10 protein-coding genes are annotated in these 14,222 nt (G+C 41.5%); 8 read left to right on the plus strand and 2 right to left on the minus strand.

Annotated features, from left to right (window positions below; translation table 11 throughout):
* Positions 1-3: 3 nt before the first annotated feature.
* The 6 genes from TY15_RS02175 to TY15_RS02200 all read left to right on the plus strand — a co-directional run bounded on the left by TY15_RS02175 (position 4) and on the right by TY15_RS02200 (position 8,836).
* A complete protein-coding gene (locus tag TY15_RS02175) occupies positions 4-1,161 on the plus strand; it encodes a thiolase family protein (protein ID WP_040206317.1) in 1,158 nt (385 codons plus the stop codon).
* A gap of 66 nt (positions 1,162-1,227) precedes the next feature.
* Entirely contained in the window at positions 1,228-2,802 is a 1,575-nt protein-coding gene (locus tag TY15_RS02180; protein ID WP_040206142.1) for a fatty acid--CoA ligase, read from the plus strand.
* Between the two features lie 15 nt (positions 2,803-2,817).
* Positions 2,818-3,912, plus strand: a complete 1,095-nt coding sequence (locus TY15_RS02185) for a CaiB/BaiF CoA transferase family protein (protein WP_040206143.1) — start codon at positions 2,818-2,820, stop codon at positions 3,910-3,912.
* A 178-nt stretch (positions 3,913-4,090) separates the two neighbouring features.
* Positions 4,091-6,208, plus strand: a complete 2,118-nt coding sequence (gene recQ / locus TY15_RS02190) for a DNA helicase RecQ (RefSeq protein ID WP_040206144.1) — start codon at positions 4,091-4,093, stop codon at positions 6,206-6,208.
* A gap of 243 nt (positions 6,209-6,451) precedes the next feature.
* Positions 6,452-7,195 (plus strand): ABC transporter ATP-binding protein, encoded by a 744-nt coding sequence (locus tag TY15_RS02195; protein ID WP_179301781.1) that lies wholly within the window; start codon positions 6,452-6,454, stop codon positions 7,193-7,195.
* A 3-nt stretch (positions 7,196-7,198) separates the two neighbouring features.
* The gene (locus tag TY15_RS02200) at positions 7,199-8,836 is read left to right on the plus strand and encodes a hypothetical protein (protein ID WP_040206146.1); all 1,638 of its coding nucleotides are present in this window, start codon (positions 7,199-7,201) and stop codon (positions 8,834-8,836) included.
* Between the two features lie 163 nt (positions 8,837-8,999).
* On the opposite strand, the gene TY15_RS02205 is transcribed toward TY15_RS02200, so the two are convergent.
* On the minus strand, positions 9,000-9,791 hold the full coding sequence (locus TY15_RS02205; RefSeq protein ID WP_040206147.1) for a formate/nitrite transporter family protein: 792 nt from the start codon (positions 9,789-9,791) through the stop codon (positions 9,000-9,002).
* Between the two features lie 243 nt (positions 9,792-10,034).
* Between TY15_RS02205 and yfkAB the strand changes: the two genes are divergently transcribed.
* Entirely contained in the window at positions 10,035-11,153 is a 1,119-nt protein-coding gene (yfkAB, locus tag TY15_RS02210; RefSeq protein WP_040206148.1) for a radical SAM/CxCxxxxC motif protein YfkAB, read from the plus strand.
* 135 nt (positions 11,154-11,288) lie between these two features.
* Here yfkAB and TY15_RS02215 read toward each other — a convergent pair whose 3' ends face one another.
* Complete coding sequence (locus tag TY15_RS02215) at positions 11,289-12,503, minus strand: MFS transporter (RefSeq protein ID WP_040206149.1); 1,215 nt, start codon at positions 12,501-12,503, stop codon at positions 11,289-11,291.
* A 299-nt stretch (positions 12,504-12,802) separates the two neighbouring features.
* Here TY15_RS02215 and TY15_RS02220 point away from each other — a divergent pair, with 299 nt between their 5' ends.
* The gene (locus TY15_RS02220; RefSeq protein WP_040206150.1) at positions 12,803-14,134 is read left to right on the plus strand and encodes a GntP family permease; all 1,332 of its coding nucleotides are present in this window, start codon (positions 12,803-12,805) and stop codon (positions 14,132-14,134) included.
* Positions 14,135-14,222: the final 88 nt, after the last annotated feature.

Here is a 14,222-nt window from a genome sequence, read left to right on the forward strand (position 1 = left end):
AATATGTGTGAAGTTGTGATTGTTGAGGGGGTTCGTACCCCAGTTGGCCGGAGAAATAGCGTGTTAAAGGATATCCGTCCGGATGACTTGGCCGGGTTAACTCTAAAAGAGTTAGTCAACCGTGCTGGAATTGATCCTGCGATTGTCGAGGATGTGATCTTAGGTTGTGTGACCCAAGCCGGGGAACAGGCAGGGGATATTGCCCGAGTGGCGGCGTTAATTGCTGGATTTCCCATTGAAGTTCCCGGAACAACGATTGACCGGCAATGTGGTTCGAGTCAACAGGCCGTTCATTTTGCGGCACAGGCGATCCTTGCTGGTGACATGGATGTCGTCATTGCCGGTGGGGTGGAAAGTATGTCTCGGGTTCCGATGGGGACGAACTACAATGGGGTGGAAGAACCTTTCAGTCCTAAATTACACTCTAAGTACGAAATGATCCATCAAGGGCTGTCGGCTGAGCGGATAGCCGAAAACTATGGTTTTACTCGTGAGCAGTTGGATCAATTCTCACTCGAGAGTCACCAAAAGGCGTTAAAGGCGCAGGCAGAAGGATATTTTGCTAGAGAAATTTTTCCACTTGAGGTAACACTTCCAGACGGAACCACTACTGTTGTGAAGGAAGATTCTGGCCCGAGAAAAGGAACCTCACTCGAAGCTTTGGCAGGGCTTCGCACTTCTTTTAAAGAAGATGGGGTCATTCATGCCGGAAATGCTAGCCAGATTAGTGACGGTGCTGCCGCATTATTACTCATGTCACGTGATAAGGCAGAAGAGCTTGGCTTGAAACCGCGATTCCGTGTCCATACCCGTGTGGTCGTAGGCTCAGATCCAACCTTAATGCTGACTGGACCGATTCCTGCTACTCAAAAAGCTTTAGAAAAATCAGGACTTTCCATTGAAGATATCGACGTCTTCGAAGTGAACGAAGCCTTTGCACCAGTGCCGCTTGCTTGGTTAAAAGAAACAGGTGCGGATCCTGTAAAGTTAAATCCGAATGGTGGTGCGATTGCACTTGGACATCCATTAGGTGGGAGCGGTGCCCGGTTAATGGTGACGATGATGCATGAGCTAGAACGCACTGGCGGAAGATATGGATTACAAACGATGTGTGAAGGTCATGGTATGGCCAATGCAACGATTATTGAGCGCTTAGATTAAGGAAAAACATAGGCAATCAGCAACCACTGATTGCCTGTTACTCAAAAAATTAATGGAGGCGATGGAATGGGTACAACGATTGGAAAAATCTTTGACTTAACGGTAAAGAGATTCCCGAACAAAGAAGCCATTTATGATGTTAGGAAAAATGTCCGCTACACCTATAAAGAGTGGAATGAACAAGTGAATAGGCTTGCCAATGCTCTGATAAAGGAAGGCGTGCAAAAAGGTGATCGAGTGTCTACCTTCATGTTCAATACGGAAGAGCTGGGAACGGCTCTGTTTGCCTGTGCCAAAATTGGCGCTATTTTTAACCCAATCAATTTTCGCCTTATGCCAGAAGAGGTGGCGTATATTTTATCCGATGCCTCTCCCAAGGTCGTTCTTTTTGAAAAAGCTCTAGAATCAGTCATTTCAGCGATTGAAGATCGCTTTGACAGCATGTCGTTCTGGTTTATTGATGAGGACAAACCGGAATATGCTTCCTATTATCAAGAGAAACTGGCTGCATCTTCCCCTGATGTTGTTCAGGCAGTGGTGAATGAAAACGACATCTACGCCTTCATCTATACAAGTGGGACAACTGGAAGACCAAAGGGAGTTATGCATAGCCATCGAAATATGGTAGACCAAAGTGTCCTTTGCATTGCTTCAACCAAACTGGATGCCAGCGATGTAGGTCTTGTAACAGCACCGATGTTTCATTGTGCAGAGCTTCACTGTGCCTTTATCCCAAGGGTGCATGTAGGGGCGAGAAATGTCATTCTTCACCAATTCCATCCCAAGACCATACTTCAATTATTTGAACAGGAAAAAATCACAAAATTATTTGCAGCCCCAACGATGTGGAATATGCTCCTTCAAGAGGATTTAAGTCAATACGATATTTCTAGCCTTAAGCTTGGTTTATATGGTGCAGCTCCAATGGCGCCTGCGCTTGTCCGTGCCCTCCATGACCAGATGGGAGTCTCACTTGTTCAAGCATATGGAATGACCGAAATGGGTCCTGCGATTTCCTTCTTATCTGAGTTTGATCAGCTGCGAAAAGCAGGCTCGGCTGGGCAAGCTGCGCTAAGTCATGATATTCGAGTCGTTCGGACGAGAGAGGATGGACCATCGGATCCCGACGATATTGTACCGGTGGGAGAAACCGGTGAAATTATTGTGCAAGGTCCATGTATGATGATTGGCTATTTCAACCGTGACGAGGCAACCGAAAATGCGATGTATAAAGGCTGGTACCATTCCGGTGATATTGGCTATCTCGATGACGAAGGCTATCTTTTTGTCAATGATCGTGTCGATGATATGATCATCAGCGGTGGGGAAAATATTTATCCGCGCGAGGTGGAAGATGTGTTACATGCGCACGCGGGGGTGTTAGATGTCGCCATTGTCGGTCAGCCTGACGATCGCTGGGGGGAGACGGTTACCGCCTTCGTAGTGAAGAAGGACCCAAATGTAACCGAACAAGAGCTGGACGATTACTGTAAAAATAGCGATCAGCTGGCCAATTACAAACGGCCGCGTAAATATGTTTTCTGTGAGGCTTTACCGCGTAATGCTAGTGGGAAAATCCAGAAATTTGTGCTAAGGAAACAACTGGAGGAGCTTTTTGCCCCAGGTTCGAGTCATTCGTAAGGAAGGATTTTGCTTATGTTAACAGGGATTCGAATCATTGACTTCACAAACTATCTTCCCGGTCCGTTTGCGACGTTACGGTTAGCAGAATTGGGGGCTGAAATCATTAAGGTGGAGCCCCCAGAGGGAGATCCTGCGAGAAATACAGTATTATCCCAACAAGGAATGGGCCTTGTCTTTCTTGCAAATAATCGCCAGAAGAAAAGTATTACTCTCAATCTGAAGGAAAAGACTGGAGTAGAAACGGCACTAAAATTGATCGCTAATGCCGATGTTGTGGTTGAAAGCTTTCGACCAGGAGTAATGGAAAAGCTAGGGTTAGGATATGAGACTGTGAAAAAGGTGAAGCCGGAAATGGTCTACTGTTCCATTTCCGGCTATGGACAAAAGGGGCTTTTGAGCAAGCTGGGAAACCATGACCTTAATTATATGGCGTTAAGTGGAGTCTTGGCCCAATTTAAAGATCAACAGGGAAGGCCTGTTCACCCATCGATCACCATAGCCGATTATTTAGGTGGGTTCGCAGCAAATGAGCGAATTTTGGCCGGGTTAGTTTCCAAAATGTTGACGGGAAAGGGAAGCTATCATTCTATCTCTATTACGGACCAGCTTGTGTCATTGCTCGGTAACCATGTGATGGTCGAAAAGGAAACGGGAGAGGCAACCGGGATTAATGTACTGAATGGCAGTGTCATTTCCTATGCGTTATACGAAACTCTTGATGGGCGGTATATGAGCATAGGGGCACTAGAGCTGAAGTTTTGGGCTAACTTTTGTGTGACAAACGGTCGTGAGGACTGGGTCCGGGCTCAGTTTACCCAAACGAATCAGTCCAATCTAGTTTATCAGGAAATTACTGCCTTGTTTAAAAGTAAAACCTTTTATGAGTGGATCGAGTTTGCGCAAAGAGTAGATTGCTGTCTGGCCCCTGTTCTTGAGATAGGGGAACTGAGTGAAAACCCTTATTTTAAAGAAAAGGAGCTCATTTTTGCTTCAGCCTGGGGCGATTATCAAGTCAAAATGCATAGCGACATCGAGCAAAGGGCAATCGCACCTCCTCCTAAAAAGGGGGAACATCAAGAAGAAGTAATCAATTCTATTTTGATATGAACAATTCTTGGAGCGTCCTAATTGCCAAAAGAACATTGGAGAATAAATCCAATGTTTTTTTGCTTAGATTTATAACATTTTTTTAAAATTACAAGCCCAAGCGGTATAATAGAAGCAAGAATGACTTGGAATCAATAGACAGCTGAATAAGAATTCCAAATTGAAAGGAGAAACGATCTTGTTTGAAAAAGCCCTCCCATTACTAGAAAATTATTTTGGTTACAACTCCTTCCGCAACGGTCAAGAACAGGTCATCCGTTCAGTATTATCCGGTAACAATACGATCTGTGTCATGCCAACGGGTGGAGGTAAATCTATTTGTTATCAAATTCCTGCCCTCGTCCTTCCTGGGACCACGATTGTTATTTCCCCACTTATTTCTTTAATGAAGGATCAAGTAGATGCCCTCAATCAAGTAGGAATCCCAGCCACCTTTATAAATAGCTCGATCAGCTTTAGCGAAGCGAATAAGCGGATTTATGGAGCAAAGCACGGGGAATATAAGCTTTTATATATCGCGCCGGAGAGATTGGAATCCTATGAATTTATTGAAGAACTTAAGGACATGGATATTCCATTAGTCGCAGTGGATGAAGCCCACTGTATTTCACAATGGGGTCATGACTTTCGTCCAAGCTACCGCCATATTAAACAAATGGTGAACAGCCTGCCGCAGCAACCAATTGTTGTGGCGCTAACAGCTACCGCCACCCCAAAGGTTCGGGAGGATATATGCCATTCTTTGCAAATTGATCAGGAAAACAGTGTAATTACTGGATTTGAGCGCGAAAATCTATCTTTTTCAGTTATAAAAGGCCAAGACCGTCAAAAGTTTCTCTTGGAATATCTTAAAAAAAATGAACAGGAAGCGGGCATTATTTACGCGGCCACAAGGAAAAATGTTGATCAGCTTTATGAACGGCTTCGCAAAGGAAATGTCAATGTTGCCCGGTACCATGCAGGCATGGGTGATGCTGAGCGGGCTCGGGAGCAAGAGAGATTTTTAGAAGACAAAGCCGCTGTTATGGTGGCTACCTCTGCCTTCGGGATGGGGATTGATAAGTCAAACATCCGCTATGTGCTCCATTTTCAAATGCCGAAAAATATGGAGAGCTATTATCAGGAAGCGGGTCGTGCAGGACGGGATGGATTAGCGAGTGAATGTATCCTTCTTTATTCCCCACAAGATGTGCAAGTTCAGCGTTTTCTAATTGATCAATCAACGGATCGAAACCGGAATACCCAAGAGCTCGAAAAGCTCCAACAGATGGCGGATTACTGTCATACCGAGGACTGTCTGCAAGAATTTATCTTAAGGTATTTTGGTGAAACAGAAACTGAAAAGTGCGGAAGATGCGGAAATTGCTTAGACTCAAGGACAAGTGTGGATGTGACAAAGGAAGCGCAAATGGTGATGTCTTGCGTGATTCGGATGGGACAGCGATTTGGCAAAAATCTAACCGCCCAAGTGTTAACCGGATCAAAAAATAAAAAAGTAACGGATATGGGCTTTGAAAAGCTTCCTACCTACGGCATAATGAAAAATTATGCTGCAAAAGAGGTAAGTGAATTTATAGAGTTTTTAATTTCACAGGATTTAATTGCGATTGAACAAGGACAATTTCCGACGATCTATGTATCTACGAAGGGAAAAGATATCCTGGTAGGAAAGCAGCAGGTGTACCGCAGAGAAGCTGCTACAGTAAAACAAGTTTCGAAAAATGATCCACTTTTTGAAGAGTTACGGGCAGTCCGGAAAAGAATTGCGGAAGCTGCAAACGTGCCGCCGTTTGTGATTTTTTCTGATGCTGCCATCAAGGATATGTGTGCCAAACTGCCGAAAACAAATGAGGAGTTTTTAACGGTCAGCGGAGTCGGGGAGCATAAGCTGCAAAAGTATGGGTTGGATTTTATTCAAGCGATCCGTGCCTTTTTAGAAGCGAATCCTGATTATCAAAATGAGGTGCAAGAAGAGGAGGAAGTAAAAAAATCCCCTAAAAAGGCGGTCCGGGATTCCCATTTAGAGACGTATACTCTCTATAAGGACAATCTCACACTCCGTGAAATTGCAGAAAGGCGAGAGCTGACGATGAAAACGGTGGAAGACCATTTACTCCTTTGCGCGCAGCAGGGAATGGATGTTCAGTTTTCTGAATTAATCCCAGCTGCCTATCTTCCGTTGCTAGAATCGGCAGTAGTGGAAGCCGGCGCTGAACGCTTAAAACCACTCAAGGAGCTTCTCCCTGATGAAGTCAGCTATTTTATGATTAAGGCATACCTTCAATTTTTACGATAAGGAAATAGTGAAAAAGTGGCTGGCTAGGTGCCAGCCATTTCTGTTTAGCCGATTGGGAAGCATAACTTTCCAATCAGGCATAAGTTCAACTACGCCTCTGTCTTCGCCTTAGGGCTCGCCAATCAGCGAGTTTTCTTTATGCTTTTTATAGAAATAAAAGGAAAATATGTTAATATAAAACTATCACAATGATAGAAGGTGGAGACCATCGACGAAGTAATTGTAGCTATTAAAGACTTAGAAATGCATTATGGGGTCAAACAAGTTCTCAAAGGGATTAATCTAACAGTCTATCGAGGACAAATTATTGGTTATATTGGTCCTAACGGGGCTGGAAAAAGTACGACTATAAAAATTATGCTCGGGCTTGAAAGTGACTATTACGGGAAGGTGGAAATCTTTGGAGAGAAAGTATCCGAGAAGAACATGGAATATAAAAGAAAAATTGGCTATGTTCCGGAAATAGCGGAGCTGTATGATAATCTTACCGCGCAGGAATATTTAACATTTATCGGTGAGTTATATGGAATGGATGTCGAAACGGTAAATGAAAAGGCTGAGAAGCTAATGAGAGTGTTTGGGTTGGAGAATGTCTATCATTCCCGAATCTCCTCCTACTCAAAAGGGATGCGGCAAAAGGTCCTGATTATCTCTAGTTTATTACATAATCCTGATCTATTATTTTTAGATGAGCCATTAAGCGGCTTGGATGCCAATAGTGTGATGGTCTTTAAGGAAATTTTAGCGATACTGGCCTCCCAAGGGAAAACGATTTTTTATTCATCACATATCATGGATGTCGTTGAAAAAATCAGCAACCGCATCATCCTCATAAAAGATGGGAGCATTGTCGCCGATGGCAGCTTTAATGAATTGAAGGAGCAAAATAAGGAAGGGACTCTGGAACAGATCTTTAATCAACTGACCGGTTTTAATGAATACAAGGGACTGGCAGAGGAATTTGTGTCCATCGTTCAAGGGGATTAAGTGATGAAAAACTTTCAATCTCTTAAATTTCTTGATTTATTTCGCGGACTGTTTGAACGTTTCGGGATCAATTATCCCATTATGAGAAAAATCTTAGCGGTTAAATTTACGATGGATGGGCGGAGAACCCCGACGATCTTTAATCAACAGCAGGCCAAGAAAAAGAAGAAAGCAGAAGAAAATGGTTTTATTAAATCTTTAGGGATATATGGATTATTTAGTATAATACTTATTCCATTTGTACTGCTGGGAAATAGTCTGTTTTACCAAATGAGTATCTTTTATGGGGTCGTCATGTTTCTTGTCATGACCTCAATGATTTCTGATTTTTCAAATGTCCTGCTTGATGTAAGGGATAAAGGAATCCTCTTGACGAAGCCCGTTGATAAAAAGACCTTAAATGTCGCCAAAACGATTCATATTTGCATCTATTTATTCTTTTTGACAGTAGCACTAACGGCTCTTCCCATTATCGTGGGAACCTATAAGAATGGCTTGTTATTTTTCCTGCTCGCGTTAGTTGGGCTGATTCTCGTTGATTTATTTATTGTCGTTTTGACAGCGATTATTTACTACTTTATTTTGCGATTCTTCGATGGGGAAAAACTGAAGGATATCATAAATTACGTGCAAATTGGCTTGTCCATTACGATTGCAGTGGGCTATCAATTATTGGCGAGGGCCTTTAATATTGTTGATCTAAATATCACCTTTTCGCCAAGCTGGTGGCAATTTTTCCTGCCTCCGATTTGGTTTGGAGCTCCATTTGAGCTACTCTTACGACAGCATACAAGTATGTACCTGGTGATTTTTTCCCTGCTAGCCTTGGTCATTCCGATTATTGCCATCTTCATCTATGTTAGGATGATGCCTACTTTTGAACGGAATCTTCAAAAATTGTCAAACGAAAGTGGAACCAGTAGACGAATCGAACGAAAGTGGAAGACCTGGCTGATCAGTAGGCTTAGTCGTAATCGCGAGGAACGGGTGTTTTTTCGTTTTGCCGATCATATGATGCGTAACGAACGAGAGTTTCGCTTAAAGGTGTATCCTTCGTTAGGTCTATCACTCGTTTTTCCATTTATCTTTATGTTTAACGAAATTCAGCAGAATTCATTTGAACATTTGGCAGCGAGTAAATGGTATTTAGCCATCTATTTTTCCACTATGATGATTCCAAATGCTGTGGTCATGCTGAAATTCTCAGGTAAATACAAAGGGGCATGGGTTTTTAAAACGACTCCACTTGAAAGTCTGGCGCCGCTAACGAGCGCTGCGCTAAAAGTGTTTATCATCAATCTTTTCTTACCTGTTTATGTTATTTTAGGTGCGGTTTTTATTGGTATCTTCGGAGTGAAGGTCATTGATGATGTTTTGGTGGTCTTCGTTACAGCTATTTTATACACTGTCATTTGTTCTAACTATTTAAAAGGAACACTCCCATTTTCGGAATCCTTCGAGGATGCCCAGCAAAGTGGAGGAGTGAAGATGATCCTAGCTTTCTTTTTTATTGGTATTTTTGCTGGAATCCACTTTGCCGCTACGCTTATTCCATATGGAGTGATGAGTTATTTCATTCTGCTTTTAGCAGTCGTGTGGGTGGCCTGGAGACAAGCATATCTGAAGATTTGGGACGTATAAAAAGAAGGGCTGTCGTAAGGAAATTGCCCAAATGACAGCCTTTTTATTTTAGTATAAATTTTTCTGAATATTCGTAATAGTTGTCGATATGTCGCTAATCTTGTTGTTATTTCCCCGGTAATTTGTCGATATACAAACAAGAATAAAAACCGCAACTAATTCGTTAGCTTTCTTTATCGTCATCCAAAAAGGGCTTATTAGCCCAATAATACATCATTCCCATAAACACAGACCCACCAATCAGGTTGCCAATTGTCACGGGAACAAGGTTATGGATAACGCCGCCCCATGAAATTGTACCAGGATGATGCAAGACTAAGGCGATCGCAAAGGTACACATATTAGCGATACTATGTTCATATCCAGAAATAAAGAAACAAAAAACAAATAGCATCATTGCAAATATCTTTGGACCATCCCCTTTTAGACCCATAGGTAGAAAGAAGGCCATACAAACAAGCCAATTACAAAGGATAGCTCGAAAAAATAACTGTGTGATTGGTACCTGCATCTTTACCTCCACAACATGGAGTAGAAATCCATTAACAGACGAATCAGCAAAAAGAGCCGTAGTAAAAATAATAAAGGCGAAGACAGCTGCCCCAAGAATATTTCCTATATAACTGCAAACCCAGAGCTTACATACATCGAGCCAGACCATTTTTTTTCGAAGAGCCGCATACGTATAATAGAACGTATTTCCAGTGAATAAGTCTCCACCGCCATAGGCAATTAAAATGATGGCTGCACCAAACGTTAATGCCGCCATTGGATAGGCGAATGGCGAGTTTTCTACATAGAAGAAGCTTCCTGTTTTAAAGGCAACGATGACTCCAAAACCAATAAACATACTAGCAAGCATTGCTCGTAAAATATAACGAAGGACACTCTGATGATATATTTTCATTTTTTTTAAGGCGAGTTTCTCTACCTCAGCTAATGGCTGCATTTCCATAGTTAGTTAACCACCATTCTGACAATCGTTTTTCTATTAGCTTAGTTTAAACAGAAAATGGTGAGTTATGTATAAAGAGGACAACTTTACCGCTTGTGAGGATCATATGATAAAAGCACCCATCTATTGAATAAAGTTTTTTTTATCAACATAGACTTTGATAACCGTAAAATAACACCTTTATCCCTATATCGGCTATAATGATAAGGTTATCTTGAAGACTGATTTAATAAGGAGTTAAAAATGTTAAAAACAAGAAAGATCAGCCCATTATTTGATCCGTGGGAAGCTTATTTAGACATAGAGGAATATGGAAAGCCACAACTTACCAATATTGAGTTCACTACGACAACTTTATGTAATATGCGCTGTGAGCATTGTGCTGTTGGATATACCCTGCAAACAAAAGATCCGGTCGGACTTCCTCTTGAATTATTAGTACAAAGACTGGAAAAAATCCCAACCCTTCGTTCGCTTAGCATCACGGGCGGAGAACCAATGCTTTCACTATCCTCTGTGAAAAATTATGTGATGCCTATTTTAAAATATGCCCATGAGCGTGGTGTTCGGACACAAATCAATTCCAATTTAACTTTAGATCTAGCTCGCTATGAGCTAATCATGCCATATTTAGATGTTTTACATATATCACATAATTGGGGAACGGTAGATGACTTCGTGGAGGGTGGCTTTGCGAGGATGGATAAAAAGCCCGATTATCAACAGCGAGAGAAATATTTTAAAAGAATAATAGAAAACAGCCGTGAACTTGTAAAGGCGGGGGTTATGGTATCAGCCGAAACCATGTTAAACAAGCGTACACTGCCGCATCTAGAAAAAATCCATCGTCAAATTGTGGATGAAATGCTATGTCAGCGCCATGAAGTACATCCGATGTACCCGAGTGACTTTGCTAGTAATCTGGAGACCTTATCATTAAATGAGATAAGAGAAGCGATTCACCACTTGCTCGATGTTCGGGATGAAAAGGTTTGGATGCTGTTTGGGACCCTGCCGTTTTATGCCTGCAGCAGTAAACAAGAAGATTTAGATCTATTAAAGAGATTATATCAAAGTAAAAATGTTACCGTGAGAAATGATCCAGATGGCCGATCCCGACTCAATGTAAATATATTTAACGGTGATATTATCGTAACGGATTTTGGTGATACTCCACCATTAGGAAATATCAAGACAACCAATCTTTTATCTGCCTATGAGGAATGGCAATCATCTGCTCTGGCAAAGGAATTAAGCTGTCATTGTCCAGCCGTTTCCTGCTTAGGACCGAATGTATTAGTTAAAAATAGCTATTATCAGGAAACAGACTTTACGAACCAATACAACAGAATAACGAAATAAATGATATACACTGTTAAGGATGAGCTTAACAGTGTTTTTTTGATAAATAAAAAAACGGATCAATCAATGTACTCGAGATCGTTCCAAACGTGACGTTCCGATTCAAAAAAAACAGCATCAGATTGGCTGATGCTGTCAGGCTAAATGTTTAGATAGTTTTGGGTGGCGATGAATTGAACCTAACAAAATGATTCCACTCAGGATTAATAAGGCACTCGTACTAATGAAAACGGCCGAGAAACCTAAATAACCAGAGATGAACCCTCCTAACATTGGGCCAATGATATTGCCAAAGAATCGTAAACTGGTATTGTAGCCAAGCACCTCTCCTTGCATGGCAATGGGGGCTTCTTGACGAATATAAGCAATTCGAACGGGAATAATCCCTCCAATTGTGATCCCGAGAGCAAAGCGGATAATAACGAGCTGCCAAAGATTCGTGACAATTGCCCCGGGTAGATAAACAATTCCAGCTAAAAATAGCAGGATAACCAGAATTTTCGTATAGCCGTATTTATCGGCTATTTTCCCCCATGTTCTCGACATCAGTAAGTTGCCCAGACCAGCTGCAGAGAAGGCAATCCCAGAATAAAAAGCGATATTAGCGGGCCCGTGTAGGTCACTAACAAATAAGGATAGAATCGGTTGAATACTAAAATGGGCAATTTGAACAAGAGCGGAAATGAGTAGGACCGTCAATAGCACAGGGTTACGCAAAATATGTGTGATAACTTCTTTACTCGAATAATGTGTTTTGCTGCCTTTCTTTTCTTCGATAAGGAATTCTTTTGTCGCAAAGACCAGCAGGGCAGAGACCAAGATGGAAATGGATGTCCATTTAAATGTAGTTGCATAGCCAAGAGAATCGGCGAGCAGTCCGCCAAGCATCGGCCCTAATAACGAGCCTGTAATGCTGCCCGTTTGCAAGGTACCAAGTACACGGCCTGCAATCTCCTTGGGAGTTTGTGTCGAGATGAAGGCTTGTGACATCGGAATAAACCCTGAGAAAAAGCCCATAAGAAAGCGCAGTAGTAATAACTGCCAGACTGAATGAACATGGCCCATCAGAAAAATCGATAAACCCATTCCAAATCCACAAATAATCAGGATTTTTTTTCTACCGTAGCGGTCGCCGATCTTTCCCCAAATGGGTGAAAAGGCAAAGGCGGAGACAAAGGTTACTGCGAACGTGATTCCTGACCAATGCTGGACGTACTTTTCGGAAAAATGGCCGAACGTCTCAATATACAATGAAATAAAGGGCATAACCATTGTCATGCTGCCAGCGACAAAGAAGTTGGCAAACCACATAATCCATACATTCCGCATTACACGTGCCTGTTGATTCATGGTTTAAACACTTCTTTCTGTATTTATTTCGATTTCCTAAATATTATCATAACGAACTATCACCGTAGTTTAAAGTAATTTTCCCTATAAATAAGGTGAATATTATCATTTTTTTTGATTCAGTTGTTTTGATTCTTTATTCTGTAAAGCTATGAAATAGATCGATGGTACAAAAAATAAATTTTTTTTAATTAAACTTATTGAAATAAGAATTTTTTTTTCGTATAATTAGGTCAATTGAAAGTGCTTTCATCGAAATTTTCGAAAACGTTTACTATTTTTAGAAGGGTGGCAGTTCTATGGATGCCTATTTATTAATCATCACACTTCTCGCTATTGTTATTGTAATTCTAGGAGTTTCATTGTTTAAGTGGCATGCGTTTATTAGCTTAACGGTAGCAGGATTGTTCTTAGCAATTATGTCCGGAATGGATTTAGATAAAATTGTCAGTGCTTATGAAACTGGGGTTGGCGGGGTTCTTGGCCACTTAGTCGGCATTTTGGCGTTAGGAACCATCTTAGGTAAGATGTTATCTGAGTCAGGTGCAGGCCTGCAAATTGCTAATTTCTTCGTAAAAGTGTTTGGGGAAAAGAAATTGCCTTGGGCGATGTTTTTCTCTGGCTTTGTTATCGGAATTCCTGTTTTCTTTGAAGTCGGGATCCTAATCTTATTACCATTAGTGATTTCTGTCCAAAAGGCAACGAAACAGAACATTTTATTGATTGCTTTACCTGCTGTCGCAGGGTTGTCAATCGTTCACGGTCTTGTTCCACCACATCCAGGCGCGATCGCAGCGATTGGAATTTATGGTGCGAACTTAGGTAAGGTTCTACTTTATTCCTTAATCATTGCTATTCCAGCAGGAATCATTGGTGGACCATTGTTTGCAAAATGGATAAATAAACGCGTTGTTCCAACTGGGGAGCCAGAATTGGTAAAAGTTGAAGATATTTCTGGCAAGAAATCAGTGCCAGGCGTTGGTATTTCTTTCTTAAGTATTTTGATGCCTGTTATTTTAATGGTATTAGGAACAGCGGCACCATATATGTCAGTTTCAAAAGGATTTGAGAAATTTCTATTGTTCTTAGGTAGCCCGATTGTCGCTTTATTAATTTCTTGTTTCTTTGCCTTCTTCTTCCTTGGTTTCCGTCAAGGGATGAATAAGGATACGATTAAGAAATTTACAGAAGAATGTATTTTACCGGTTGGTTCGATTGTGTTAATCATTGGAGCAGGAGGAGGATTTAAACAAATTCTCATTGATAGTGGTGTGGGCAACACGATTGCCAATATGTCTGAAAATCTTTCACTTTCCCCACTTGTATTGGCTTTCTTAATTGCTGGCTTAATCCGGGTGGCGACAGGGTCAGCAACAGTAGCATTAACAACGGCTGCAGGAATTGTGGCGCCAATCGTTGCCAATATGGCTGGAGTGAATCTTGAATTGCTAGTCATTGCAACTGGGGCAGGTTCATTAATGTTCTCACACGTCAATGATGCCGGTTTCTGGATGGTGAAAGAATATTTGGGACTCTCGATTCAAGAAACCTTTAAAACATGGACGGTTCTGGAAACAATCTTATCGTTCATGGCATTCGCTGGTGCACTGATCTTAAACGTGTTCATTTAAATGGAATGATGGTAGCTTATAACAGCTATATTTAATAGAAAATGAGGATGGCCATCGCCATCCTCATTTTTCTGTATCATTTGTGTAA

It is taken from the genome of Neobacillus jeddahensis (assembly GCF_000612625.1).
GTDB classification, from domain to species: domain Bacteria; phylum Bacillota; class Bacilli; order Bacillales; family Cytobacillaceae; genus Neobacillus; species Neobacillus jeddahensis.